The 23,613-nt window shown below is 70.6% G+C and carries 23 protein-coding genes and 1 tRNA gene; 13 read left to right on the plus strand and 11 right to left on the minus strand.

Going from position 1 to position 23,613, the window contains the following annotated elements:
* The first annotated feature begins 40 nt into the window (after nucleotides 1–40).
* The gene (locus tag AB1285_RS01925) at nucleotides 41–1,480 is read left to right on the plus strand and encodes an MFS transporter (protein ID WP_370428624.1); all 1,440 of its coding nucleotides are present in this window, start codon (nucleotides 41–43) and stop codon (nucleotides 1,478–1,480) included.
* A 26-nt stretch (nucleotides 1,481–1,506) separates the two neighbouring features.
* Here AB1285_RS01925 and AB1285_RS01930 read toward each other — a convergent pair whose 3' ends face one another.
* Together AB1285_RS01930 and AB1285_RS01935 are read right to left on the minus strand one after the other, a co-directional pair.
* Nucleotides 1,507–2,166 carry an SDR family oxidoreductase gene (locus AB1285_RS01930; RefSeq protein ID WP_366237511.1) on the minus strand — a complete coding sequence of 220 codons (660 nt, stop codon included), beginning with the start codon at nucleotides 2,164–2,166 and terminating at the stop codon, nucleotides 1,507–1,509.
* A 102-nt stretch (nucleotides 2,167–2,268) separates the two neighbouring features.
* A complete protein-coding gene (locus tag AB1285_RS01935) occupies nucleotides 2,269–3,720 on the minus strand; it encodes a DUF6421 family protein (protein WP_370428625.1) in 1,452 nt (483 codons plus the stop codon).
* Nucleotides 3,721–3,792: 72 nt separating this feature from the next.
* On the opposite strand from AB1285_RS01935, the gene AB1285_RS01940 reads away from it, so the two are divergent.
* The 3 genes from AB1285_RS01940 (at nucleotide 3,793) to AB1285_RS01950 (ending at nucleotide 5,609) form a co-directional block, all read left to right on the plus strand.
* Nucleotides 3,793–4,251: an Lrp/AsnC family transcriptional regulator gene (locus AB1285_RS01940; RefSeq protein ID WP_187662305.1), complete on the plus strand. Its 459-nt coding sequence runs from the start codon at nucleotides 3,793–3,795 to the stop codon at nucleotides 4,249–4,251.
* A gap of 62 nt (nucleotides 4,252–4,313) precedes the next feature.
* Nucleotides 4,314–4,604 (plus strand): DUF4287 domain-containing protein, encoded by a 291-nt coding sequence (locus AB1285_RS01945; protein WP_060922391.1) that lies wholly within the window; start codon nucleotides 4,314–4,316, stop codon nucleotides 4,602–4,604.
* Between the two features lie 36 nt (nucleotides 4,605–4,640).
* On the plus strand, nucleotides 4,641–5,609 hold the full coding sequence (locus AB1285_RS01950) for a 1,4-dihydroxy-2-naphthoate polyprenyltransferase (protein WP_187662303.1): 969 nt from the start codon (nucleotides 4,641–4,643) through the stop codon (nucleotides 5,607–5,609).
* A 228-nt stretch (nucleotides 5,610–5,837) separates the two neighbouring features.
* On the opposite strand, the gene AB1285_RS01955 is transcribed toward AB1285_RS01950, so the two are convergent.
* Nucleotides 5,838–6,128: a DUF4229 domain-containing protein gene (locus AB1285_RS01955; RefSeq protein WP_259954334.1), complete on the minus strand. Its 291-nt coding sequence runs from the start codon at nucleotides 6,126–6,128 to the stop codon at nucleotides 5,838–5,840.
* A 9-nt stretch (nucleotides 6,129–6,137) separates the two neighbouring features.
* Nucleotides 6,138–7,064: a hypothetical protein gene (locus tag AB1285_RS01960; protein WP_370428626.1), complete on the minus strand. Its 927-nt coding sequence runs from the start codon at nucleotides 7,062–7,064 to the stop codon at nucleotides 6,138–6,140.
* Nucleotides 7,065–7,432: 368 nt separating this feature from the next.
* Between AB1285_RS01960 and AB1285_RS01965 the strand changes: the two genes are divergently transcribed.
* From AB1285_RS01965 to AB1285_RS01985, 5 genes are all read left to right on the plus strand, one after another.
* Complete coding sequence (locus AB1285_RS01965; protein ID WP_370428627.1) at nucleotides 7,433–8,413, plus strand: glycosyltransferase family 2 protein; 981 nt, start codon at nucleotides 7,433–7,435, stop codon at nucleotides 8,411–8,413.
* On the plus strand, nucleotides 8,410–9,774 hold the full coding sequence (locus tag AB1285_RS01970; RefSeq protein ID WP_370428628.1) for a polysialyltransferase family glycosyltransferase: 1,365 nt from the start codon (nucleotides 8,410–8,412) through the stop codon (nucleotides 9,772–9,774). Before AB1285_RS01965 ends, AB1285_RS01970 begins: the two co-directional genes overlap by 4 nt.
* Before the next feature lie 11 nt (nucleotides 9,775–9,785).
* A complete protein-coding gene (locus AB1285_RS01975) occupies nucleotides 9,786–10,946 on the plus strand; it encodes a cytidylyltransferase domain-containing protein (protein ID WP_370428629.1) in 1,161 nt (386 codons plus the stop codon).
* 93 nt (nucleotides 10,947–11,039) lie between these two features.
* Nucleotides 11,040–11,912, plus strand: coding sequence for an N-acetylneuraminate synthase family protein (locus AB1285_RS01980; RefSeq protein WP_197971849.1), 873 nt, complete (start codon nucleotides 11,040–11,042; stop codon nucleotides 11,910–11,912).
* Nucleotides 11,909–13,315: a DUF6716 putative glycosyltransferase gene (locus AB1285_RS01985; RefSeq protein ID WP_370428630.1), complete on the plus strand. Its 1,407-nt coding sequence runs from the start codon at nucleotides 11,909–11,911 to the stop codon at nucleotides 13,313–13,315. Before AB1285_RS01980 ends, AB1285_RS01985 begins: the two co-directional genes overlap by 4 nt.
* 7 nt (nucleotides 13,316–13,322) lie before the next feature.
* On the opposite strand, the gene AB1285_RS01990 is transcribed toward AB1285_RS01985, so the two are convergent.
* The gene (locus tag AB1285_RS01990; RefSeq protein WP_187664219.1) at nucleotides 13,323–14,150 is read right to left on the minus strand and encodes an SDR family oxidoreductase; all 828 of its coding nucleotides are present in this window, start codon (nucleotides 14,148–14,150) and stop codon (nucleotides 13,323–13,325) included.
* A gap of 220 nt (nucleotides 14,151–14,370) precedes the next feature.
* Between AB1285_RS01990 and AB1285_RS01995 the strand changes: the two genes are divergently transcribed.
* Both AB1285_RS01995 and arfB read left to right on the plus strand, forming a co-directional pair.
* Nucleotides 14,371–14,446: transfer RNA gene (locus tag AB1285_RS01995), tRNA-Met, on the plus strand.
* A 38-nt stretch (nucleotides 14,447–14,484) separates the two neighbouring features.
* A complete protein-coding gene (arfB, locus tag AB1285_RS02000) occupies nucleotides 14,485–14,925 on the plus strand; it encodes an alternative ribosome rescue aminoacyl-tRNA hydrolase ArfB (RefSeq protein ID WP_187662297.1) in 441 nt (146 codons plus the stop codon).
* Here arfB and AB1285_RS02005 read toward each other — a convergent pair.
* Nucleotides 14,891–15,556 (minus strand): TetR/AcrR family transcriptional regulator, encoded by a 666-nt coding sequence (locus AB1285_RS02005; RefSeq protein WP_370428631.1) that lies wholly within the window; start codon nucleotides 15,554–15,556, stop codon nucleotides 14,891–14,893. The genes arfB and AB1285_RS02005 overlap by 35 nt on opposite strands.
* 70 nt (nucleotides 15,557–15,626) lie before the next feature.
* On the opposite strand from AB1285_RS02005, the gene AB1285_RS02010 reads away from it, so the two are divergent.
* The gene (locus AB1285_RS02010; protein WP_370428632.1) at nucleotides 15,627–16,922 is read left to right on the plus strand and encodes an MFS transporter; all 1,296 of its coding nucleotides are present in this window, start codon (nucleotides 15,627–15,629) and stop codon (nucleotides 16,920–16,922) included.
* A 59-nt stretch (nucleotides 16,923–16,981) separates the two neighbouring features.
* On the opposite strand, the gene AB1285_RS02015 is transcribed toward AB1285_RS02010, so the two are convergent.
* The 5 genes from AB1285_RS02015 to AB1285_RS02035 form a co-directional block, all read right to left on the minus strand.
* The gene (locus AB1285_RS02015) at nucleotides 16,982–17,515 is read right to left on the minus strand and encodes a hypothetical protein (protein ID WP_370428633.1); all 534 of its coding nucleotides are present in this window, start codon (nucleotides 17,513–17,515) and stop codon (nucleotides 16,982–16,984) included.
* Nucleotides 17,512–19,725 carry an arylsulfatase gene (locus tag AB1285_RS02020; RefSeq protein WP_370428634.1) on the minus strand — a complete coding sequence of 738 codons (2,214 nt, stop codon included), beginning with the start codon at nucleotides 19,723–19,725 and terminating at the stop codon, nucleotides 17,512–17,514. The genes AB1285_RS02015 and AB1285_RS02020 overlap by 4 nt, the downstream gene beginning before the upstream one ends.
* A gap of 184 nt (nucleotides 19,726–19,909) precedes the next feature.
* A complete protein-coding gene (locus AB1285_RS02025; RefSeq protein ID WP_370428635.1) occupies nucleotides 19,910–21,982 on the minus strand; it encodes a bifunctional lysylphosphatidylglycerol flippase/synthetase MprF in 2,073 nt (690 codons plus the stop codon).
* 49 nt (nucleotides 21,983–22,031) lie between these two features.
* Nucleotides 22,032–22,685 (minus strand): DsbA family protein, encoded by a 654-nt coding sequence (locus AB1285_RS02030; RefSeq protein WP_370428636.1) that lies wholly within the window; start codon nucleotides 22,683–22,685, stop codon nucleotides 22,032–22,034.
* 64 nt (nucleotides 22,686–22,749) lie between these two features.
* A complete protein-coding gene (locus AB1285_RS02035; RefSeq protein WP_259955219.1) occupies nucleotides 22,750–23,175 on the minus strand; it encodes a hypothetical protein in 426 nt (141 codons plus the stop codon).
* 74 nt (nucleotides 23,176–23,249) lie between these two features.
* Between AB1285_RS02035 and AB1285_RS02040 the strand changes: the two genes are divergently transcribed.
* On the plus strand, nucleotides 23,250–23,600 hold the full coding sequence (locus AB1285_RS02040) for a PLD nuclease N-terminal domain-containing protein (RefSeq protein WP_101848410.1): 351 nt from the start codon (nucleotides 23,250–23,252) through the stop codon (nucleotides 23,598–23,600).
* Nucleotides 23,601–23,613: the final 13 nt, after the last annotated feature.

Here is a 23,613-nt window from a genome sequence, read left to right on the forward strand (position 1 = left end):
CCCCTACCGGATGTCGGAAGCCCGCTCTACCCTCGAACCCATGGAGCGCAGCGCGGCGAAGACCGCTTTCGCGAACGTCCTCGTCAACACGTTGATCGCCAACGTCACGACGAGCTTCCTGTGGTTCGCCCTCACGTTCTGGGTCTACATCGAGACCCGGTCCGTGCTGGCCACGGGCATCATCGGTGGTGCGTACATGCTGTTCGTCGCGTTCTTCGCGATGATGTTCGGCACCATCGTCGACCGGCACCGCAAGCACCGCGTCATGCTGCTGTCGAGCGTCATCTCCGCGGCGGCGTTCCTCGTCGCAGGCGTGCTCTACCTCTGGCAGCCCGAGGCCTCCCTGCTCGACCTCGGCGGACCGTGGTTCTGGCTCTTCTCCGGCGTCATCCTGTTCGGCGGGGTGATCGAGCAGCTCCGCAACATCGCGCTGTCCACGACGGTGACGTTGCTGGTGCCGGAGGAGAAACGGGCCAACGCCAACGGTCTCGTCGGCACCGTTCAGGGGATCGCGTTCCTCGTCACGAGCGTCTTCTCCGGCCTGTCGATCGGCTTCCTCGGCATGGGGTGGACGCTGGGAATCGCGATCGCGGCGATGGCCCTCACGTTCGCGCACCTGCTGTTCATCCGGATACCGGAGGCGGAGCCCGAGGTCGATCCGGAGGCGAAGAGCGCCGTCGACTTCCGCGGCAGCGTCCAGGCGATCCGCCAGGCGCCCGGACTGTTCGCGCTCATCGTCTTCTCGACCTTCAACAACCTCATCGGCGGCGTCTACATGGCGCTCATGGATCCGTACGGACTCACGCTGTTCGACGCGCAGATGTGGGGGTTCGCCCTGGCCTTCGCCTCGACAGGTTTCCTCATCGGTGGGGGACTGGTGGCCAAGTTCGGCCTCGGCAGGAAGCCCGTCCGCACGATGCTCCTCGTCGTGATCGCGATGGGGCTCCTCGGCGCGATCTTCATGCTGCGCGAGTGGTGGCCCCTGTACGTCCTCGGCATGTGGGTGTACATGGCGCTCGTGCCGCCCGTCGAGGCCGCGGAGCAGACCGTCATCCAGAAGGTCGTGCCGTTCGCGCGCCAGGGACGGGTGTTCGGTACTGCGGCCGCGATGGAAGCGGCGGCGGCTCCGATCACCGCCTTCCTCATCGCCCCGATCGCCGAGTTCCTCGTGATCCCGTACATGGACAGCGCGCAGGGGCAGCGGCAGTGGGGGTGGCTCCTCGGCGAAGGCGAGGCGCGGGGCATCGCACTGATCTGCCTCTTCGCGGGGCTGATCATGGTGGTCGCCGCGAGCCTGGCCTTCTTCACCCGGTCGTACCGCACCCTCACCGAGCTGTACGCCACCGCCCCGGATCCGGCACCGGAGGAGGCGCAGGCTCAGGATCCCGCCGTCGACGACGCGGAAGGGGTGAACGACAGGCCGGACACGCATCGCGACGCCCCGCCGATCGTCCCCGGGATACCGCCCGAGTCCCGGTGACGGCGAATGACGGCGCGGACCGGGACTCAGCCCAGGTCGAGCACGCGGTCGTTGAGGTCGGCGGCGCCGGTGTCCCAGAGTCCGACGAGACGCGCGGCGAGGGCATCGGGATCGAGCGCCTTGGCGCGGAACACGACGGCAGCGGCGCGCAGCGGTTCGTCGGCCTCGCGGGCCGTCTTGGCGTACCCCTGGGCGACGGCACGGGTCCAGGCTTCGCTCGCCGCCTTGACCGCCGCGTAGTTCGCTCCGCCGGCGAGGGGCCGTGCGACGGCGGTGGACGACACGATCGCGAACCGTCCGGCGGCCGAGGCGCGGAGACGGCCGTCGAAGGCCCGGCTCGTCGCCCGCACCGCTTCCAGCGCCGGGAGCAGCGCCGCGAAGTCCTCGTCGGTCTGCCCGGCGAGTCCGCCTCCACCTCGCCACCCGCCCACGAGGGGCACGACCGCATCGACCGTCTCGAGCCGCCCGGCGAGCGCCGTCATGTCGGCGAGGGAGGTCGCGTCGGCGACCGCCGTCTCGGCGCCCGCCTCGGCCAGGGCGCGTAGTCGCTCGGACGTACGGCCGGTGGCGACCACCCGGGCGCCGGCATCGCGCAAGGCCCTCGTCGCCGCCAGTCCCGCTGCGCTCGTGGCCCCCGCCAGCACGACCACGCGGCCCTGCGCTTCCCGGCTCGTCGGCGTCGTCATGCGGTGTCCTCTCGGTCGGAGATGCCTCTGCGGCCGGACCCGGGATCCGGGTCTCCGGCCGCAGAGGTGGTGCGCCCCAGCGTCACAACGGAGCGGTGCGGATCAGTCGTCCGTGCCGCGGATGCCGACCGTCGACTCGATGACCGGCTTCATCTTCTTGTCGAGCGTCTCGAAGAACATCGACAGCGGGAACTCGTCGTCCAGGACCGCGTCCGTGTAGCCCTTCGGTGCCCCGGCGAGGATCTCGTCCGACAGTCCGCGGGCCCACTGCGACGCGGGGTGCGGCGTCAGCGTGCTGCGGACCAGCTCGTAGGCGGCGAGCCAGTGCGCGACCTTGGGGCGGTCGATCGAGTGCCAGTACAGGTCGTCGATCGCGTCACCGAGCGCCACGACGGCGTCCGGCACGTTCTCCCAGTCGAAGGCGAGCGCCGTGTCGGTCCAGTGCAGCACGCCGCGCTGGTGCAGCCACGCGAACAGGAGCTGGCCGCCCACCGCGTCGTAGTTGCGCACGCGCGTGCCGGTGATGGCGAAGCGGAAGATGCGGTCGAAGATCACGGCGTACTGCACGAGGTGCGCGTACTCGTGCATCTCCCGCTCGGTCTCCGTGAGCTCTTCGCCCGCGGCGACCCGGGCATCCAGCGCCCGCTCGATCTTCACCGACTCACGGAACGCCGTCATGTCGCAGCGCATCTCTTCCAGCGAGTAGAGGAAGAACGGCATCCGCTGCTTGATCATGAACGGGTCGAAGGGCAGGTCTCCGCGCATGTGGGTGCGGTCGTGGATGATGTCCCACATCACGAAGGTCTTCTCGGCGACCTCCTGGTCTTCCAGCATCGCCGCCGCGCGCTCGGGGAGGTCGAGGTTGGTGATCTCCGAGGCCGCACGGACCACGCGGCGGTAGCGGGCGGCCTCGCGGTCCTGGAAGATCGCGCCCCAGGTGAACGTCGGGATCTCGCGCATGGCGACGGTCTCCGGGAAGAGCACGGCGGAGTTCGTGTCGTAGCCGGGCGTGAAGTCCACGAGCCGAAGCGAGACGAAGAGCTTGTTGCCGTAATCGCCGGCCTCGAGCGCGGCGATGAACTCCGGCCAGATGGTCTCGACGATGAGCGCCTCGACCAGGCGGTCGCTCGAGCCGTTCTGGGTGTACATCGGGAAGACCACGAGGTGGCGGATGCCGTCGACGCGATGCTGCTGCGGCTGGAAGGCCACGAGCGAGTCGAGGAAGTCCGGCACGCCGAAGCCCTCGGCCGCCCAGCGCTCGAAGTCGGCGATGGAGGCGGAGAGGTACTCCGCGTCGTGGGGGAAGGCGGGGGCGAGGGCCCGGATCGCGGCGGTGATCTCCCCGACCAGCGCGGTCGCCTGGTCCAGGGTCGCCGAGCTTGTCGAAGCGCCAGGGATCGAGCCGTCCTTGATCTGCAGCTCGCGGATGGCGATCGTCGCCTGCTTGAGCTGCGCCCAGGCGGCGGAGTTTTCGACGATCGACGCATCTTCGACGACCTCGGGTTCGCCGACGATGGCCTGAACAGCGGAACTGTTGGCGGAAACGAGGGACATCGGAACCTCCGATCGCAGTGAAAAACGGAAAGATTCCGGTGATAACGGAATCCTGACGATAATCTTACAGCTATGGATGATTCTGTCGACCGTGCGATCCTGGCGACCATCTCCCGTGACGGGAGGGCGACGCTGTCCCAGCTCTCCGAGGCCGTCGGGCTGTCCGTGTCGGCGGTGCAGTCCCGGTTGCGGCGACTCGAGACCCGCGGCGTCATCACCGGCTACCGGGCGATCCTGGACCCGGAGCAGGCGGGGACTCCGCTGTCCGCCTTCATCGAGATCACGCCGCTCGATCCGGCCCAGCCCGACAACGCCCCCGAGCTCCTGGAGCACCTCGACGCGATCGAGGCGTGTCACTCCATCGCCGGGGACGCGAGCTACATGCTGTTCGTCCGCGTACCGACGCCGCGCGACCTGGAACAGCTCGTCCGCGATGTCCGGCTCGCGGCGAACGTGAGCACCCGCACGACCGTGGTCCTGCAGACCTACTACGAGCACCGGCCCATCATCCCGGTCGCGTCCGCCGAGTAGACCGGGCGACGTGGGATCATCATCCAGACGTTCCTCGACGGGGACGGAGAGTGGAGAGAACCATGTCCTTCCAGGCATACCTCGACAAGGTCGAGACCCAGACCGGCCTCACGCCGCGGCAGTTCATCGCCCTCGCCCACGAGCAGGGGTTCGACGAGAGCACGAAATCCACCGTCGTCCTCAACTGGCTCAAGCAGGAGTACGGCCTCGGTCACGGCCACGCGCAGGCCATGGTCCACGTCATCCTCAAGGGGCCGAAGATCAGCGACAAACACGTCGGCACGACCGGGGCGCACGCCGACAAGACCGACGAGCTCTGGCTCGACGGCAAGGACAGCAACCCGCACCGCTGAGCTCGCCGCCTCGCCGCGACGACTAGGATTCCGTGGGTGGCAGCATCCTCCCAGCGCAAGAAGAAGTCCGGTCGGCGCACCCCGCCGCGCACCAGCGGAAACCCGGCCAAACGGCCGGTCGTCGAAGCGGGTCCCGTGACGATCGGCGACTGGATCGGTGCGGCGCGTCTGCGCACGCTGCCCCTCGCGATCGCCCCCGTCGTCATCGGCACGGGGGCCGCACGTAGTACGGGTCCGGAGTTCCACTGGGTGATTGCGCTCGCGTGCCTCGCTGTGGCGGTCCTGCTGCAGATCGGCGTGAACTTCACCAATGACTACAGCGACGGCATCCGCGGCACCGACGCCCATCGGGTCGGCCCGGCGCGGCTCACGGCCTCCGGCCGCGTGAAGCCGCGCACGGTGCTCGTCATCGGCCTCGTCTTCTTCGCGCTCGCCGCCGTGGTCGGTGTGGCGATCGTCGTCCGCACCGGGCAGTGGTGGATGCTCGCGGTCGGCGCGGCCTGCATCGTCGCCGCCTGGTTCTACACCGGCGGGAAGCGGCCCTACGGGTACTACGGCCTCGGCGAGGTCTTCGTCTTCGTGTTCTTCGGGCTCGTGGCCACCCTCGGTACCACGTGGGTGCAGGTCTTCATGCTCCCGCAGCAGGCCTGGCTGGGAGCGATCGCCGCCGGACTGTTCGCCTGCGCGGTGCTGCTGGCCAACAACCTCCGCGACATCGATCAGGACCGCGAGGTCGGCAAGCGCACCCTGACGGTCCTCATCGGCCGCCGCGCCACGCAGGTCCTCTTCACGCTCTTCGTGCTCGTGCCGTTCGGCATCGCCGTGTTCCTCGCGCTGCTATTCCCGATCGCCTGGATCTCCCTGCTCGCGCTGCTGGCCGGGCTTCCCGCGATCGTGATCGTCTGGACCTACCGTCAACCGCGGGAACTGGTCATCGCCCTCGCGCTGACGTCGCTCACCTCGCTGCTCTACGCCGGCGCCCTGTTCTGGGCCTTCGCCGGCTGACTCCGCTCCCCGTCTCCCGTTCCCGGTGACCCCTGCACAGGGGGCCGAGATGTCGGTCGAACCTATGGCTTAGCCGAGAGTTTTGAGACCGAGTCCAACAATGGAGACGCGGACAGGGCCGGTCACGACTTCGGAGACGGTGGACGACACGCCGCGTTGATGACCGCGCGGGCGGCGTGCCGCGGCGGATCTCCGAAGTTGTGCGCGGGTGCGCGACGGAAGAGGGCGTCAGGGGCGCTCGTCGGGGGAGCGGTCGACGAGTTCGTCTTCGGCGTCGGCGTCGGCCTGCTGTCCGGAGACCTTGCCCTGCCGGCGCTCGTGCAGGCGGGCGGAGGCGTCCGAGAGCGGGGTGCGCAGGAAGAGCATCGAGATGCTCGCGCCGATGAGGGCGGCGAAGATCGCGGCGAGCCACCAGAACTCGCGGAAGATCGGGAAGAAGAACCACAGGATGGCCAGCGGGACGAGGAACGCCAGCAGGCGCAGCACGGTGTAGACGAGGAGGGGGGCGGGCTTCTTCACCCCCTCAGTCTACGTTCGCGGTCCCGTGGCCCCGCCGGGAACCCGGAGCCCGAGGCTGACGAAGGGGATGCCCCTCACCACGCGCCGCCACGGATGCTCACCCAGCGTCCACAGCAGCTCGTCGTCGGGGTCGAGGGCCAGATCCTCGCAGCCGACGGGCAGAGCCATCGGGTGCCGGGTGAGTGCATCGTGGCCGCCGGACCACAGCACCCCGGGCCGGAGGTGATCGGACTGCGAGACGAGGTAGCGGTCACCCCACCGCACGGCTCCCTGCATGTGCCGGATGCCCGGAGTGAAGCGCTCGAGTTCGACGAAGCCGTCGTCGGGTGCGAGGGGGATGGTGAACTCGCCGACCGCTCCCGTCTCCTGGCCGCGGTATTCGCCGATGAGCACGCGGGGGAGCGGCGTCCCGTCCTCGTCGAACACGCGACCGAGAAAGGAACACCGCAGCGTCACCGGGTGGCGACGGGTCCGCACGGCCGCCACCGTCGTACGCCGATCGCGGCGGCTCGTGCCTCCTCGGATCCGCTGTGCCTCGGTGCCGTGCACCCGCCGGAGTGCACCGAGGTCGAACTCCCAGATGCCCTGCCCGGTGGCCGCCGCGAACAGGCGGTCGCCGAACCAGGCGAGTCCTCCCGCATGGATCGGTGCGGGCTGCAGGACGCCGTCGTCGTCGGCGACGGCCAGCACGATGTCGAGGCGGCGGGCGCGTTCGCGATCCACGAGGGTCACGCGCGAGGCGAGGTGGCGCCCCGACGGGTCCTGTCGGAACCAGCTCACCGCGAGAGCGCGTCGTCCGCGGCGCTCGCCGACGTCGATGCCCTGGGGGTACCAGCGCTGGGTCCACGACCGTGCCGTGAGCCAGCGCAGCTCGATGCCTCCGACGCGCTGGCGCCGCCACATCGGGCGCCACATCGTGCTCCAGGGCCACCGCATCCGTCCATCGTCGCCGATCCGGAGGCTCGGCGCGAATTTTCACGGATTGACCTAGGTCGATTCGCGCGATCGAACAGACGGTTGTATCGTGTTACGTGTTGAGTGCTGATCTTCATGGAGTCGCTCTCGACGACGCCTCGCGGTTCGCTGGTGGGGGCCAGTACCGCCGCGAGGTGGCCGTCGCCTCACGGTGACGGTTCACCGGGTGTTCGCATCCGGCAGTGCAACGCACTGGGGGTGTGGCTCGTTCGGGTGCGGGCCACACCTCAGCGTTCACCTCGCGCGTCACCGGACGTTCACCGCACGGTCGCTCTCCGGCCACCGTCGCCTGCCACGATGACGAGCCCATCGCCCACTCCGGGAGCTCCGTGCGCACGCCCCTCGTCACCGTCATCCTGCCTGCGAAGGACGCCGGCCCGTACATCGGCACCACCCTCGAGACGCTCACCCGGCAGTTCGACGATCCCGCCGCTCTGAAGCTCGTGGCCATCGACGACGGCTCCCGCGACGACACCGGCGCGCTCATGGCGCACTATGCGGAGCGGTTCCCGCACGCCCAGGTGCTGCGGAACGCCGAGCCGCGCGGGCTGGCGTCGGCACGCAACCAGGGGCTCGCCCACGTCGAGGGCGAGGCGTTCTGCTTCGTCGACGGGGACGACTGGATGCAGCCGCAGCGCCTCGCGGTCCTCGCCGCGCGCCTGCGAGAGCTCCGGTGCGACTTCCTCCGGACGGATCATGTCACCGTCACCGGGACGCGGCGTGCGCTCGTCCGTGCTCCGTATCCGTGGAGGGAGCGGGTCGTGCCACCCCGGGAGGCGATCCTTCCGGTCGATGAGCCGAGCATGGTGGACTACCCCTTCGCCTGGGCGGGACTCCTGCACCGCCGTCTGCTCGACCGGGGGCTCGCCGCGTTCCCCTCCGGCCTCTTCACGGCCGAGGACCGCCCGTGGATCTGGCGCCTGCATCTGGACGCGGCCTCGTTCGCCGTGGTGGACGCCCCGGCGCTGCTCTACCGCCGAGGCGTCGAGACGTCGCTCACGCAGGTGCACGACCGCCGCCAGCTCGACTTCGCCCCCGCGCTGGCGGAGGTGATCGAGCTCGTCCGGAAAGACCGCGATGCCGACCGCTTCCTCCCGAAGGCCGTCTGGACCGCGCTCGCCCTCAGCGCGCATCACCTGGTGCGCTCGCGGCGCATGGCGCCACCCGTGCGTCGCGAGATGCGGAGGCGGATCCGCGCGCTGCTGCACGACCTCCCGGCGGCGGAGGTCGCCACGGTGCTCGCCCGGCTCGATGGTCCGCGACGTCGGGTGCTCGCGCGCAGCCTGCGCGGCGGAGGCCACGCGACATGACCCGCCTCTTCGCCCTGCACAGCGCTTACGGACTCGCGACCGCGGCCGCCGCGATCGATGCGGGCCTGCTCGACGCGGGCTCCGGCGCGGGCGCTCGCGCCCCGGAGCGGGTGCTCGTGCCGTTCACCTCGTCGCGGGTCCCGGAGACGGTCGTCGGCATCGACACGGATCCCGCGCTGCACTCCCTCCGCGGCCGGTTCCATCGTGTCGAGCCGTTGGCCGACGTGCTGGGACCCCTGCATCCGAGCGCCTGGGAACCCGCGGACGCCGACCTCCCCGTGCTGGGGCGACTCCTCGCGCGAGCGTGGCGGCTCGACCCGCGGGAGATCGAGCTGTTCGTGCAGAGCCCCCAGGTCGCACCGGCCCGTACTCTCCTCTCCGTGTTCCCCGAGGCGCGGGTGACCATCGTCGGCGACGGCCTCATGACCTACGCGCCGATGCGGGTACGGCTGCCGCACGCGGTCACGGCGCGGATCGAACGGGTCGTGTACGCCGACGTGGTGCCCGGCGTCCGTCCGCTGGTGGCCTCTCCGCACGCGGTGGCGGTCCCGGTGCCTCCGGAGCCCTTCGCGGCAGCGCTGCAGGAGACGGGAGAGTCGTCGCGAGGGTCGACCGCCGCAGGACCGGCGACCGTGCTCGTGCTGGGACAGTACCTCGCGGCCCTCGGTCTGATGACCGCGACGGAGGAGGTCGCGCTCCAGCAGCGCCTGGTCGACCGGGCGGCGGAAGAGCACCCGGGGCGCATCGTCTTCAAGCCCCATCCCGCAGCACCGCCGCAGCTCGCCCGCGCCGTGCGCGCGCACGCGGAGAGTCGCGGTCTGGCGTTCGTGGAGGACCGCGGTCGTCTGGCTGCCGAACTCCTGGCGGAGCGCCTCGACGCGCGCGCCGTCGTGGCGACCTTCTCGACGGCTCTGCCCACGGTCCGCACCCTATTCGGGCGGAGGATCGGCGCCGCGGGCGCGACGGAGCTGCTCCGCACCCTGACCCCGGTGGAGAACAGCAACCGCATCCCCCTGACGATCGTCGATGCGCTCACACGGACGCTCTCCCCCTACGCCGATCCGGATCGGTTGCAGCTCCTCGTGGACGCGGTGGGCTACACGATGCAACCGGAGATCGCGGGGCACCTTCGAGCCAGGGCGGAGGAGCTGCTCGACGGCCTCGACCGCGAGGAGCGTCGGCGGTACTTCGCACCGGACCGGCTGACCGCGCTCGCCCTCCCCGGGGGGTCGGCGCCGCGGGGCGTGCGCCGCCTGCTGGCTCCGCGCGGCGGGGTGGGACGGATAGAGGAATGGCGGCTGACCGCTGTCGGCGCCCGACGCCGCGTGGGCCGTGCCTGGCGGGAGATCCGCGGACGATGAGGAGACACGACATGGACGAGCGCCTGCAGACGGCGGTGGCGATCATCCCCGCGCGGGGCGGATCGAAGCAGATCCCGCGGAAGAACCTCGAGCGTGTGGGAGGTGTCCCCCTCGTCGCCAGAGCCGTGCACGCTGCGCGGGCGGCGGCGTGCTTCGACCTCGTGATCGTCTCGACCGACGACGACGAGATCGCCGTGGCGGCCGAGGAGGCGGGCGCGCGGGTGATCCGGCGACCGGCCGAGCTCTCCGGAGACACCGCGACCTCGGAGGCGGCGATCCTCCATGCGCTCGATGAGCTGGAGCGCGAGGGTGAGCGGTTCGAGGTCGTCGCGTTCCTGCAGGCCACGTCGCCCTTCCTCCCGAGCGCCGCGCTGGCCGATGCCGTCGCCGAGGTGCAGCAGGGAGAGTCCGACAGCGTCTTCTCCGCCGTCGAGACCTACGGTTTCCTCTGGCGCCGGGGAGCCGACGGCACGGCCGAGGCGATCAACCACGAGGCCGGCCACCGCCCTCGCCGCCAGGACCGAGAGCCGCACTATCTGGAGACCGGAGCCTTCTACGTGTTCCGGGTCGACGGATTCCGCACCCACCGCCACCGCTTCTTCGGGCGGATCGGGATCGCCCCCGTGTCCGAGGAGACCGCGATCGAGATCGACGATGCCGCGCAGCTTCAGGCCGCACGGGCCCTTGCCGTTCTGCATGAGAGCCCGGTGCGGATCCCCGTCCGCGCCGTGGTCACCGACTTCGACGGCGTGCATACCGACGACACGGCGATCATCGACGCGGATGGCGGAGAGCGGGTGCGGGTCAGCCGGGAGGACGGGATGGGCGTCTCGCTCCTGCGGCGGGCGGGGGTGCCGATGCTGATCCTCTCTACCGAGGTGAACTCCGTGGTGCGAGCCCGAGCCGACAAGCTCCGCGTCCCCGTCCTGCACGGGATCGCCGACAAGGAGGCCGCGCTGCGGCAGTGGGCGCAGGCGCAGGATGTGGCGCTCGCCGACATCGCCTACCTCGGCAACGACGTCAACGACCTTCCCGCCATGCGGGTCGTGGGCTGGCCGGTCGCCGTCGCGAACGCCCACCCGCTCGTCCGTGCGGAGGCGCGCGTCGTGCTGGGGAGGCGAGGCGGGGACGGGGCCGTGCGGGAGCTCGTCGAACGGGTGTTGTCGAGCTGACCGCCCCCGGTAACCGTCCGGTCGATCGGTGTTCACCCGCGGCCCGTACTCAGGAAGGACGGGGTGGTTGACCGTTCGACGACCGGAGGAATCATGACTGTCAGCATCGGATCACACGTGATCGGCGGCGGCCGTCCCGCCTACGTCATCGCGGAGATCGGCCTCAACCACAACGGCGACGTCGACATCGCCAAGCGCCTCATCGACGTCGCGGCCCGAGCCGGCGCGGACGCGGTGAAGTTCCAGAAGCGCACGCCCGAGATCTCCACCCCGGAGCACATGCGCGACGTGCCGCGGGAGACGCCGTGGGGCACCATGAGCTACCTCGACTACCGGCGCCGAGTGGAGTTCGGCCGCGACGAGTACGTCGAGATCGGCGACCACGCGACGATGCAGGGCCTGGACTGGTTCGCCTCGCCGTGGGACGTGCCGAGCGTCGCCTTCCTCGAAGACCTCAACGTCGTGGCGCACAAGGTCGCGTCGGCGAGTCTGACCGACACCGAGCTGCTCGTCGCGCTGCGCGAGACCGGGAAGCCGGTCATCCTCTCGACGGGCATGTCCACCATGGAGCAGATCGACCGCGCGCTGGACACGCTCGGCACCGACCGCGTCGTCCTCATGCACGCGACCTCGACCTATCCGCTCGAGCCCGAGGAGGCGAACCTTCGGGTGATCGCGACCCTGCGGGACCGCTATCCGGGGATCCCGGTCGGCTATTCGGGACACGAGCGCGGCCTGCAGATCTCCCTCGCCGCGGTCGCGATGGGAGCCGTCGCCGTGGAGCGCCACATCACCCTGGATCGGACGATGTGGGGTTCTGATCACGCCGCATCCCTGGAGCCCGGGGGCCTGGAACACCTGGTCCGCGACATCCGCGTCATCGAGAGCGCGGTGGGCGACGGCGTCAAGCGCGTCTTCGACAGCGAGCGGGCGCCGATGGCGAAGCTCCGCCGCGTGCCCGCATGACCGCCGGCGCCGGGATGCGCGTCGTCGCCATCGCGGACGCCGACTCGTTCGTGAAGTGGGCCGCATCGCTGCTGGGGGCCGTGCCCGACCTGCGGTCGCAGCTCCTGCTGGTGCGCACGCCGCTGACGGTGAGCGTCGCGCAGCAGGATGCGGCGCTGGCGGGCACCGGCTTGGGCGCCGCCGACGTCACCCGGCTCGACTTCGAGCGCGTGGCCGGATGGCTCGAAGTCCAGCGCCCGGACGTGGTGCTGCTCGCCGGGCGGGGACCGTTCGTCCGCCTCCTGGGCCGAGTCGTCGATGCATTGGGGCATCGTCCGGTGACCGTCTCGGGGCTCCCCGGCATGGCGATCCCCGCCCAGCGCGGGGCGCTCGACTACCGGCGACACACCGACCTGCTGATCGTGCACTCGCACCGCGAGCGCCGTGCCTTCGCCGAGCTCGGCGAGCGCATCGGGGTGCGGACGCCGCTCGCTCTGGCGACCCTGCCCTTCGCGCGGGGTCGCGAGCGGTGGAGTGGCAGCCGTCTCCGGGAGTCCGCGGCGGCCGGAGTGCTCTCCGGGGGTGCGGGCGGCATCGCTCTGGCGGAACGTCCTGTCGACGGAGCACCCGCGGCGGTCCGTCGGCCCGGGGCGACGGACGTCGTCTTCGCCGCGCAGGCCCTCGTGCCCCGACGGCCGGAGGAGCGCGCAGCGATCGCGGCCATCCTCGTGCGCGCCGCGGAGGCCGATCCGTCGCGCCGGGTGGTCGTCAAGGTGCGGTCCCGGCCGGGGGAGGCCGAGACCCACCTCGACCGTGATCCGTACACCCGTCTCTTCACGGCGGGCCGCCCGGCGAACCTCGTGTTCTCGCACGCGCCGATGGCGACCGCGCTCGAGTCCGCCGCCGGTCTGGTCACGGTGAGCTCGACGGCGGCGGTCGAGGCGCTGGCCCACGGGGTCCCCGTGATCGCGCTCGACCGCTTCGGGGTGCACAAGAGTCTCCTCAACACGGTCTTCATCGGCAGCGGTCTGCTGGGCGGCGCGGGCGAGGTCGTCGCCGGCCGGTTCCGCCACCCGCACCCGTCCTGGCTCCGCGACAACTACTTCCACCCGGAGTCGGAGGCGGACTGGTGGGATCGGGTGCAGGAGTTCGTGGCGCTGCGTCGGGCCGGCGCTCTGCCGCATCGACGGGTGCCCGCGGCCCGGGGCGGGGCGCTGCACGAGGCCTGGCATCGCGCGAGCGTGCTCGGCCGCGCGGACCGCTCCCTCACCGGCCGCCTCGCGCTCGCCGCAGGCGTGCCTGCGACGCATGCGCTCTCCGCCCTGCGTTCGGGCCGCCACCGGTCCGCCCAGGACACCTGGGCGGACCCGACCACGGACTACACGCTCGAACCGAACCCGTTCCGGGACTCGATCCGCCGCTGACCTGCGCTCAGACCGTGCGCCAGTCGTGGCTCTCGATCGCCGCGCCCGCCTGCGGTCCCATCTGCAGCATGCCGCCGTCGATCACGACCGAGGCCCCCGAGATGTAGGCGGCCTCCGGCGAGGCGAGGAAGGCGATCAGCGCAGCGACCTCGCGGGCGTCGCCAGGGCGTCCGAGCGGGATACCGGGGCGATCCTCGGCGTGCGGGTCGGTGTCCGTCTGCCCGGTCATCGGGGTCGCGATCTCACCCGGGGCGACGCTGACGGCGCTGATCCCGTACCGGCCGAGCTCGAGCGCGAGGTTCTTCATGAGCCCGCCGAGGCCGTGCTTGGCCGTGTCATACGCGCTCGCCCCCACCATCGGCTGGTGCTCGTGCACGCTGGTGACGGAGATGAGTCGTCCGCCCCGACCTGCGGCGACCATCGACCGGGCCGCCCGCTGCAGGCAGACGAAGGCTCCGGTGAGGTCGGTGTCGAGCACCCGGTTCCACTCGTCGAGCGTCACGTCGAGGAACGGGGTCTGGAGCCCGGCGCCGGCGTTGTTGACGAACACGTCGACGCCGCCGAGCTCCGCGATCAGCCCGTCGATCACGTCGCCGCAGGCGGGGATGTCGGAGACGTCGAGCTGGGTCACCACCGCCCGGGCGCCGTGGCTGCGCACCTCGTCCGCGGTCTCCTGGGCCCCGGCCTCGTCGCTGTGCCACGTGATGCCGACGTCGATGCCCGCCGCGGCGAGGGCCACGGCGGTCGCGCGGCCGATGCCGGAGTCGGCCCCGGTCACGATCGCGCGGCGGGCCTCGGCCTCCAGCCGCGCCTGCGGATCCCCGGCCTCCGCCATCGGCGTCGGGGTCTTGTCGTTGTGCTGAGATTCGGACATGTCGGCCTCCTGCTCGGACGTCATCGGTGCGAGCGACGGTACGGGGAGGGTCGGGAGTGGTCGAACCGGTTGACGACGAGCGGCGGCGACGCTAGCCGTCCGCGTCATCCGGCGACTCATGGCGTTATCCCAGGGAACGGTCCTGGTGGGAAGGATCACGGCCGGGTAACGTCATCCCCATCGCGGCGATCCGGGCGGTCCCGGGCCCCGGCTCATATCCGGAGGCGTTGCGGGTTCGACTCCCGCCGTCGCGTCCACTCGGCGCTCGCGGCCGTTCATCCTCGATGATGGAGGCATGCCTTCCGCCCCTCGCCCCGGACTCCGCGTCTCCGCGGGTCTGACGATCCCGGAGGCCGAACTGTCGTGGCGTTTTTCGCGATCGTCGGGGCCGGGCGGTCAGGGCGTGAACACCACGGACTCCCGGGTGGAGCTGGTCTGGGATGCGGCGAACTCCGCGGCCCTGTCGCCGACGCAGCGCGACCGGCTCCGGGAGCGGCTCCGCGGGCGCCTGGTCGACGGTGTGCTGACGATCGCCGCGTCCGAGCACCGCGCGCAGCTGCGCAATCGGGAAGCGGCCAGAGAACGGCTCGCTGCGCTCGTCGCGGAGGCCGTGCGTCCGCCGGCGCCGACGCGGCGGGCGACGAAGCCGAGTCGAGGGTCGAAGGAGCGTCGGCTGACGGCGAAGCATCGCCGCACCGACGTCAAGAGCCTGCGGCGGCGCCCCCGCGAGGACTGAGGTCCGCGGATCTCTCTTCGCTCCGCGAGCCGACGAGCTGCTCCTCGATCGGGGCCCAGCCGTGTTCGAGAAGGGCCGAGCCGGCGTCGAGCACGCTCTGCTGGTCGTCGCTCTCGGTGACGAGGATCTGCATCTGCAGGACGAACCGCGCGTACACGCGGACCTCGGGGGTGGGGGCCGGGATGTCGAGTTCGTCGGCGATGGCCTCGGCGAGCGCGTCCTCGTGGCGCAGCCACATCTTCGACGCGTAGTCCCGGAGCGCCGGTGTCTCGTTGAGGAAGCGCAGGAAGATGCGGGCCACGTCGTCGCCGTGCTCATCGAGGTTGGCGGCGATCTCGGCCGCATAGAAGTCGTGGATGGCCTTGTTGATCGTCACATCGGTCGACCGGCCGCGCACGGCCGAGACGAGGCGGTCGCGCTGCTCGTCGTCCTCGTCGAAGACGAGCGCCTCCTTCTGCGGGAAGTGGGCGAACACGGTGGTGGGGGAGACATCGGCGGCGTCCGCGACCTCGCGGATGCTGACGTTGTCGAACCCGCGCTCCAGGAACATCCGGGTGGCCACGTCGGAGATGTTCTTGCGGGTCGCGGCCTTCTTGCGCTCGCGGCGACCCAGGGGCGGGGGCGTCGTCATGCGGCCACCCTATCGTGCACTCGACCAGAAAGTGTATTGACACCAAAACCGGTATCACTACACTTTCGGTATGACTTCACCTCCTTCTCCCGTTCGCGGCGCCGGCCGCGCGTGGGTCATGCTCGTCGTCCTGACGATGCTCACGGTCATCGGCATGACCGTCGTCCTGCCCGTGCTGCCGTTCGTCGTGCTGCAGTACGTCGCGCACGAACACGACCTCGCCCTCTGGGTCGGGGTGCTGGAAGCGGTCAACGGGCTGTGCGCCTTCCTCGCCGCCCCGCTCCTCGGGCGGCTCTCCGACAGGTTCGGACGACGACCCGTCATCATCGTCGCGGCGTTCGGCGCGGCCTTCTCCATGGCGCTGTTCGGCGTGGGCGGGGCGATCTGGGTGCTCGTGCTCGCCCGTGTCATCCAGGGGCTGACGGCCGGAGACCTCCCTGCCCTGTTCGCCTACCTGGCCGACATCACGCCGCCCGAGAAGCGCGCGCAGCGCTTCGGCCTCCTCGGCGCACTGACCGGCATCGGCACCATGATCGGTCCCGCCATCGGCGGTCTGCTCGCCGCGATCGATCTCCGTCTGCCTGTCTTCCTCACTGCGGCGGTCGGCCTCACGATAGCGATCCTCAGCATCTTCCTGCTGCCGGAGAGCCTGCGACCGGAGAACCGGATCGCCAGGATCGCCCTCCGCGACGTCCAGCCGTTCGGGGTGTTCCGCACAGCCTTCGGCCGCCCCGAGCTCCGCGGGCTGATGATCGCGTTCGCGCTGCTCGCCCTACCGTTCGGGTTCTTCGTGAACAACTTCAGCGTCCTCGCCCTCGACGCCATCCAGTGGGGGCCGACGCAGATCGGCCTGCTCACGGCGGGGGTCGGCATCATCGACATCCTCATCCAGGGGGTGCTGCTCGGCATCCTGCTGCCACGGATGGGGGAGCGCGGCGTGATCGTCAGCGCCATCGTCGCGCAGGCGATCGGTCTCGCCGGTCTCGCGATCGTGGCCTCGCTGCTCGCCCAGCCGTGGCTCTTCATCGTCGGCGCGCTGATGCTCGCCGCCGGTCAGGGCGCTGCCCAGGCCGCGATGGACGGCGCGATGTCCAACGCCGTGGGCGACGACGAACAGGGCTGGCTCGGAGGTGCCACCCAGTCCCTCAACGCCGCGATGAGCACCGTCGCCCCGTTGATCGCGGCCGCCCTCTACACCGCCGTCAGCCATGCCGCGCCGTACGGGCTCGGCGTCGGGATCATGGTCGTCGCCGCGCTCGTCGTCGCGCGGGCGCACATCGCGAACACGGCGAAGCGTCCGGCCGCGGAGACTCGGGATGGCGTCGCCGGGGAGGTCGCCGGGCAGGTGGCCGAGGCGCGGGCCTGAGTCCGGCGACGCGCAGGCCCGGCGCGAGCCGTTCGACTGCTGACGTCCGCGGGCGACCGTCAGTGCACGAGGATCTTCAGCAGGACCGCGAGCACCCCGAGAGCAGCGGTGGCCAGGCTTCCCACGACGCGCTGCGGCCAGGGCATCCCGCGTCCCCCGAAGGCGATCCAGCCCACGACGGCGAGGACGGCGACCTGCACCCAGAGTGCGATCCAGTACGCCCCTCTCCCGTCGTAGGGACCGAGGAGGCCGACCAGCAGGAACGCCACCGGGACGACGGCCGCGAGGAGATAGCCGTGTGACTCCCGAAGCGCCGTCGCCAGGGAGGTCCGCAGGTCGACCGGCTCGTCATCCGCCCGCCGTCGCTGCGCGGCGACCGTGTGCGCGAAGACGTCGCTGACCCAGAACACCAGGACGCTGAGGACGGTCACCGCGAACACGTCGAGGATGCCGCCGGCCTCGTCCGCGATGGCGATGACGACGCTGACCAGGACGATGCCGGAGACCAGTTCAGGGCTGACGAACCGGCGGCGGACCCTCGCCTCGTTCCAGGCCGCGGCGGCCGGTCCCCGCGCGGGCGCCGGATCGCTCACGATCCGTAGACGACGTGAACGTCGTCGATGGTGCCCGAGTACGGGAATGGGGCCCGATCCAGGTAGTCCGACGAGACGCAGCCCCCGAGCGAGACGCCGATATCGAGGCAGTCGTTCGCGGTGAACAGGACCGGGACGCTGACGGGTACGGTGCCTGTGGCCCACTCCTCGCCGTCGACCTCGATCGTGACGGACAGAGGACCACCCGGTCGGGGGTCGATGTAGCTCGTGACCACGGAGATCGTGACCCCGTGGGCGGGCAGAGTCCTTTCCGAGCGCATCTTCGTGCGCTGGATGAGGAACAGGTTGTACTCGTAGCAGAGATGCCCGTCGTCGACGTAGAGCGTCAGCCCTCCGCCCGCACCGCCCAGCTTGTAGAGGACCCCTGTGGGAGCGGCGCCGGGAGTCGTGGTGATCGTCACGCGGTTGGCGCGGGTGCCCAGTGCGGGAGCGATGAACTCGGGTACGCGGGTGATGTCGCCCGCGAAGTTCCACTCGCGGTACGGCGTGGAGATCCGCAGTTCTGGATGGAACACCGGCACCCAGAGCCCACCGCCGACCGGATACACGCTGTTCCGCGCGGCCTCGGAAGCGAAGAGCCGTTTCATCTCGTCGAGCTTGTCCGGCCTCTCCTCGGCGAGGTCTCTCGCCTGCGACCAGTCGTGCTCCAGGTCGTACAGCTCCCAGGTGTCGTGGTCGGGGGACCACTCGAAGATGCCCTCCGGCAGACCGGGGATCCAAGGGGCCCGCGGCCCGAAGGCGGACGCCATCCAGCCGTCGTGGTAGATCGCGCGGCTTCCCATGATCTCGAAGTATTGCGTGCGATGGGTTTCCGGTGCCGCGGGGTCGGTGAGGGCCGCGGCGAAGCTCGAGCCGTCGATCGGATCCTGCGGGATGCCGTTCACCACGTCCGGCGGTGCGATGCCGATCAGGTCGTAGAGGGTCGGCACGACGTCAGTGCAGTGCACGAACTGCGTCCGAGGCGTCGGGTCGGCGGTGATGCGCGCCGGCCAGCGCACGGCCATCGGGTTGCGGGTGCCGCCGAGATGCGACGCGAGCAGCTTCATCCCCTTGTAAGGCGTGCTGCCTGCCCATGCCCAGCCCGCGTGGTACATGTTGTCGACCTTCGCCGTGCCCAGGACATCGAGTCCGCCCATCTCCTCCATCGCCTGGATGTGCTGCGGGATGGTGGACGGGATGCCGTTCTGCGCGAGCAGTTCGCTGATCGTGCCGTTCTGTCCCTCTCCGGAGGAGCCGTTGTCGCCCCAGATGTAGAGGATGAGCGTGTTCTCGTCGTACCCCAACCGCTCCAGCTCATCGACGAGGCGGCCCGCCTGCACATCGGCGTGCTCGGCGAATCCCGCCGCGACCTCCATCAGCCGCCGCTGGAAGGGCTTCTCGTCCTCGGGAATGTCGTCCCATGCGGGCAGACGCGGGTCACGAGGGGTCAGCTCGGCGTCCTGCGGGATCCAACCCTTCTCCTTGGCGCGGGCGTACACGCGCTCGCGGTAGGCGTCCCAGCCGTCATCGAACGCGCCGGCGTACTTGTCCGCCCACTCCGTCATGATGTGGTGCGGACCATGCAGGCATCCGGTCGCCCAGTACAGGAAGAACGGCTTGTCCGGCTGCAGAGCCTTGTGCGTGCGCAGCCAATGGATCGCGTCGTCCGCGAGGTCCTCACTGAGGTGGTACCCGTCCTCGGGGGTCTTCCCCGGGCGGACGCTCGTCGTGTTGCGGACGAGATTCGGCTCGTACTGGGAAGCCTCGCCCGCGAGGAAGCCGTAGAAGTACTCGAAGCCGATGCTGGTCGGCCAGTTGTGGAACGGCCCTGAGGCGCCGGTCTCGACCGCCGGTGTGTTGTGCCACTTGCCGAACGCCGCGGTGGCGTACCCGTAGTCCTTCAACACCTCTGCACCCAGTGCACTGCTCTTCGGGATCTCGCCCGCGTACCCGTCCCAGTCGTTGGCGAGCTCCGCGATCTGTCCGTTGCCGATCCGATGGTGATTGCGGCCGGAGAGCAGCGATGCGCGTGTCGGCGAGCACATCGCGGTGGTGTGGAATCGGTTGAAACCTACCCCCTCGCCCTGGACCCGGGAGAGGGTGTCGGTCCGCACCTCGCCGCCATACGTGTCAGGGAGGCCGGGACCGGCATCGTCGATCAGGATGATCAGCACATTCGGGGCATCCGGGGGCAGTCGATCGGGTTTCACGCGTGGCGTGTAGGTGGATTCTGCGATGGTCGGGCCCGCGGTGCTCGCCGAGGGGGTCGGGGGGAAGGGCAACACGTTCTGAGGGTCCATCACCACTCCACTCGCGTTCGCGACAGCATGACCAGATGTCCTGCCTGGAATGTACTCCCATCGGCGGTTTTTCGATAGGGCCCGGGCGCGAGGATCAGTGCTCGCCGCGGACGAGCTCCAGCCCGGCCCCGGCGAACTGCCGCAGCGTGGCGTCGGGGAGGAAGGCCCGGGTGAGCGCTCCGCCGATGCGGGTGAGGTCGCTCTCGTCGCGGAAGAGGAGGTACATGGTCTCGTAGCGGGGGTGGAACTTCTCCTTGAAGCGGTGCAGCGAGCGGAAGCCGTACACGGGCTCGAGCGCATCGGCGAGCCGGTCGCTCAACGCGGCGATCACACCGGCGTCCGGCGGGTAGTCGTGCGCGAGGGGAGCGCCGGAGAGTGACATGAACTCGGCTCCCTCCTCCGAGAACTGCTGCGCGGAGGCGCCGATCAGATACTCCATCACCGGTCCGAAACCGCCCTCGCGACGCCGCATGAGGTCGAGGGTCCAGCCGCGGACCACCCCGCCCTCCCCGTACACGGGCAACCACGAGAGGAAGCCGTCGACGTCGCCGTTCGGAGCGATCGCGAGGGCGAGCCGCACCTCGGGGTCCTCCGCCTCCTCCAGGGTTCCCAGGGTGAACCGCATCTCCGGAAGGTCCTTGTCGCCGACCCACGCCTCGGAGATCCCACGGAGCTGCTGACGGAGGCCCCAGGTCTCCGCCGCCAGGTGGGTGAGCCGGAAGGTCATCTGCTCCCGCCCGGCCCGGTTGAGCGATGTGCGCACCGGCTGCCAGCGTTTGCCGGTGAAGGTGAGGCCGGGAAGGTCGACGATCGTGTCGTCCGCCACCACGAGGCTGCGCCACGTCTCCGGGACTGCCGCCCTCGTCGCCTCGTCCGCGCTGAAGAAGCACGGCACGAGTCCGGCGTCCTCGGCCGTGCGGATGAAGTCGCGCACCGCCGTCACACGGGACTCCGCCGGGCCGATCGGATCGGCGAGGGCCAGGGCGACGCCGTTGCGGCGCTGGTACGCGACGATCCCGCCGTCCACGCGGGCATAGCCGTTGCCTTCCCATGTCGTCATCCAGGAGAGCGTGCCCCCGCCATGTGCCCGCAGTTCGCGCCGGAGTTCGTCTCCCGTCGGGACAGGCTGCCGGCCGAGCGCCGTCGAGCGGCGCGCACGGAAAGCCCGGCGTACCGCGATCAGATAGGTGAGCACCAGCGCCCAGAGGATCCCGGTGGCGAGCGTGAGTTCGGTCTCCGCATCGATCACCGTCTCGAGCTGTGCCTCGCTCGTGAGGATGATGAGGACCAGCACGAGCGTGGCGGCGAGCACGTTGAGCGGGCCGAGGATGACGGCGACGACCCACGCCCAGCGGCGACCGCGCCGCAGGCCGTTCGCGATGAAGAGGATCACCGCGACGTCGATCGCCGTGTCGATGAAACCGCCCGAAGCGGGATCGGTGGGACCGAACGGGCCGTCGGTCGGCACGAGGACCGTGATGATCTCGATGGCCACGAGCGTGAGCACCGCCATCACGGCGATCAGTCGCTGCTCCCGGACCGTGGTGCGCCGCACGCGGAGACTCCGGTCCACGAAGAGGATCAGCAGGACCGCGAACAGGTGCTCGAGGTCGGCCAGCTCTCCCCAGAACATCATCGCGACGAACACGAATCCGAGGAGCACCAGCCACGCGCGCACCCGCCAGGGCGGACGGAACAGGCCGACGGCGGCGGCGATGCAGGCCATGGTCCCGCCGGATGCGCCGACGTCGAGGGCCTGCGCCTGAGTCTGCGCCCACGCCCACGGAAGCTGCGATACGAGGAGGAGGAACAGAGCCGTCGCGAAGATCGCGAAGAGCTGCCCGACCGTGAAGTAGGCGAGGGCGACCCGGGTGCCGCGGCGGTGCTCCAGGTAGCCCATGCCCCAGAACCCGGCGATGGTGAAGAGGTACACCCAGGGTTCGTTGACGAAGAACGTCCCCGTGACCGGCGTCCACCACTTGCCCTCGGCCAGGCTCGGCAGCCCGTAGGCGACGGCGGGGAAGAGCGCCGAGTCCTCGAACGGCCGCCACAGCCCCTGCCAGATCACGCCCGTGAGCAGGACCAGGCCGATCATCGTCAGCGTCGCCGGCGTGGTCCGCAGGGCCCCGAACAGGAGACGGGCCGACGAGGGGCGCTCCGAGGTCATGCGCTCAGCGTAGAGGTGGGGCCGCCGCACGGCGACCCCACCGGCGGGGTCACTCGGCGACGGCCGCCGCGATCGCCTCCTCCAGGTCGTTCCACTCGACGAGTTCGACCTTCTCGCCGTCGACGAAGAAAGTCGGGGTGCTGCTCACCCCCAGCCGCTCACCGTCGCGCTTGTCCTGCTGCACGCGGGCGAGGGTCGCCGGATCGGCGACCGCGGCATCGTACGCGGCCATGTCGAGCCCGAGCTCCTCGGCGAACGCGCGGAACACCTCGGGCGTCTCCGTCGACTGCTTGCCCCACTGGGCCTGCGTCTCGAACAGACGGTGGAACATCTCTTCGTAGCGGTCCTGCTGTGCAGCGGCCTCGGCGGCCAGCGCGGCCTGCGTCGAGTTCACGTGCCCTGGCAGCGGGAAGTACCGGGTGACGTACCGGATGTCGCCGTCGTGGGTCTCGCGCAGCTCCTCCACGATCGGGTAGAACGCGCCGCAGGCCTCGCACTCGAAGTCGAGGAACTCGACGACCGTGACGGCGTCGGGGCCGCCCTCATCGAGGACGTGGGAGTCGGTGCGGACGGTGGGCAGCTTCTCGCCGGCCTCGGGATCGGGCTTCGCGGGCTGCTGGCTGAGGGCGTAGACGATGCCGGCGACGAGCAGCACGACGGCGACGGCGACGGCGATCAGGGTCGCCTTGACGGGGGTCTTCATGGGGTCTCCAAACACGGGGGATACGACGAGGGGTGCCGCAGACGCGGCCGGGGCCGGCGTCGGATCAGGTGCGGGAGATGGAGAGCTGGACGAGCGAGACCGCGGGGAGGAGCGGGCGAGGGCCGGCGCGGAGGCGTGCGGTCGCCCGGGGCAGGAGACCGCGGAGACGGACGCCGCCGCGGGTGCGCAGGTGCCGGAGGAGCAGGACGAGGGCGACGCAGCAGAGGGCCGCCATTGCGCACGCCGCCGCATCGGAAGCCAGATCGGCCGAGGGGCCATCGACGAGCGGGACTCCGGCTGCCGTGGCGTCGGCGGGCTGCGAGACGCCGGGGGCGAGGCACAGGGTCGCATGCGGATCCACCGACCCGTGGGAGGCCGACCAGGCACCGACGACGAGGAGGAGCGCGAGGCCGACGGCGATCATGATCCGGCTCGGCAGGATCCGCTCGGCGCGCGCTCGCGGCGTCGGGACGGGGGCGAGGGGCGGCATGTCCCGCGCAGTCTAGCAACGAGGCCTTTGCCGTCTCCGGGCCCGACCGGCCCCGACGTGCCTAGACTGGAGGGGTGGCGAGACTACTGATCATCGGCGGCTTCCTCGCCGCCGTGTTCTGGGTGTACAGCATCGTCGACTGCGCCGTGCAGCCGGCGACGCGGCACCGCGGCGTGCCCAAGGCCGCCTGGGTCGCCATCGTCGTCCTCATCCCCGTCATCGGCGGGATCCTCTGGTTCGTCATCGGCCGTCGCCGGGCGAACGACCAGGGTGTGCCGCGCACCGTCGCCCCGGACGACGACCCCGCGTTCCTCCGCAGCATCAGCAAAGCGGAGCAGGACGCCCGGATCCGTCGCCTCGAGGAGGAGCTCGCGCGGCTCGACGAGGAGACCGACGAGCCGCCCGCCGCGGATCCGCGCCCGTGACCTCGTCGCCGGC

This window comes from Microbacterium sp. NRRL B-14842, from assembly GCF_050470785.1.

Bases quoted from the DNA above. Each gene is read 5' to 3' on its own strand.
- AB1285_RS01925 (WP_370428624.1), top strand. From the start codon at position 41: ATGGAGCGCAGCGCGGCGAAGACCGCTTTCGCGAACGTCCTCGTCAAC.
- AB1285_RS01930 (WP_366237511.1), bottom strand. From the start codon at position 2,166: ATGACGACGCCGACGAGCCGGGAAGCGCAGGGCCGCGTGGTCGTGCTG.
- AB1285_RS01935 (WP_370428625.1), bottom strand. From the start codon at position 3,720: ATGTCCCTCGTTTCCGCCAACAGTTCCGCTGTTCAGGCCATCGTCGGC.
- AB1285_RS01940 (WP_187662305.1), top strand. From the start codon at position 3,793: ATGGATGATTCTGTCGACCGTGCGATCCTGGCGACCATCTCCCGTGAC.
- AB1285_RS01945 (WP_060922391.1), top strand. From the start codon at position 4,314: ATGTCCTTCCAGGCATACCTCGACAAGGTCGAGACCCAGACCGGCCTC.
- AB1285_RS01960 (WP_370428626.1), bottom strand. From the start codon at position 7,064: ATGCGGTGGCCCTGGAGCACGATGTGGCGCCCGATGTGGCGGCGCCAG.
- AB1285_RS01970 (WP_370428628.1), top strand. From the start codon at position 8,410: ATGACCCGCCTCTTCGCCCTGCACAGCGCTTACGGACTCGCGACCGCG.
- AB1285_RS01975 (WP_370428629.1), top strand. From the start codon at position 9,786: ATGGACGAGCGCCTGCAGACGGCGGTGGCGATCATCCCCGCGCGGGGC.
- AB1285_RS01980 (WP_197971849.1), top strand. From the start codon at position 11,040: ATGACTGTCAGCATCGGATCACACGTGATCGGCGGCGGCCGTCCCGCC.
- AB1285_RS01985 (WP_370428630.1), top strand. From the start codon at position 11,909: ATGACCGCCGGCGCCGGGATGCGCGTCGTCGCCATCGCGGACGCCGAC.
- AB1285_RS01990 (WP_187664219.1), bottom strand. From the start codon at position 14,150: ATGGCGGAGGCCGGGGATCCGCAGGCGCGGCTGGAGGCCGAGGCCCGC.
- arfB (WP_187662297.1), top strand. From the start codon at position 14,485: ATGCCTTCCGCCCCTCGCCCCGGACTCCGCGTCTCCGCGGGTCTGACG.
- AB1285_RS02005 (WP_370428631.1), bottom strand. From the start codon at position 15,556: ATGACGACGCCCCCGCCCCTGGGTCGCCGCGAGCGCAAGAAGGCCGCG.
- AB1285_RS02010 (WP_370428632.1), top strand. From the start codon at position 15,627: ATGACTTCACCTCCTTCTCCCGTTCGCGGCGCCGGCCGCGCGTGGGTC.
- AB1285_RS02025 (WP_370428635.1), bottom strand. From the start codon at position 21,982: ATGACCTCGGAGCGCCCCTCGTCGGCCCGTCTCCTGTTCGGGGCCCTG.
- AB1285_RS02030 (WP_370428636.1), bottom strand. From the start codon at position 22,685: ATGAAGACCCCCGTCAAGGCGACCCTGATCGCCGTCGCCGTCGCCGTC.
- AB1285_RS02035 (WP_259955219.1), bottom strand. From the start codon at position 23,175: ATGCCGCCCCTCGCCCCCGTCCCGACGCCGCGAGCGCGCGCCGAGCGG.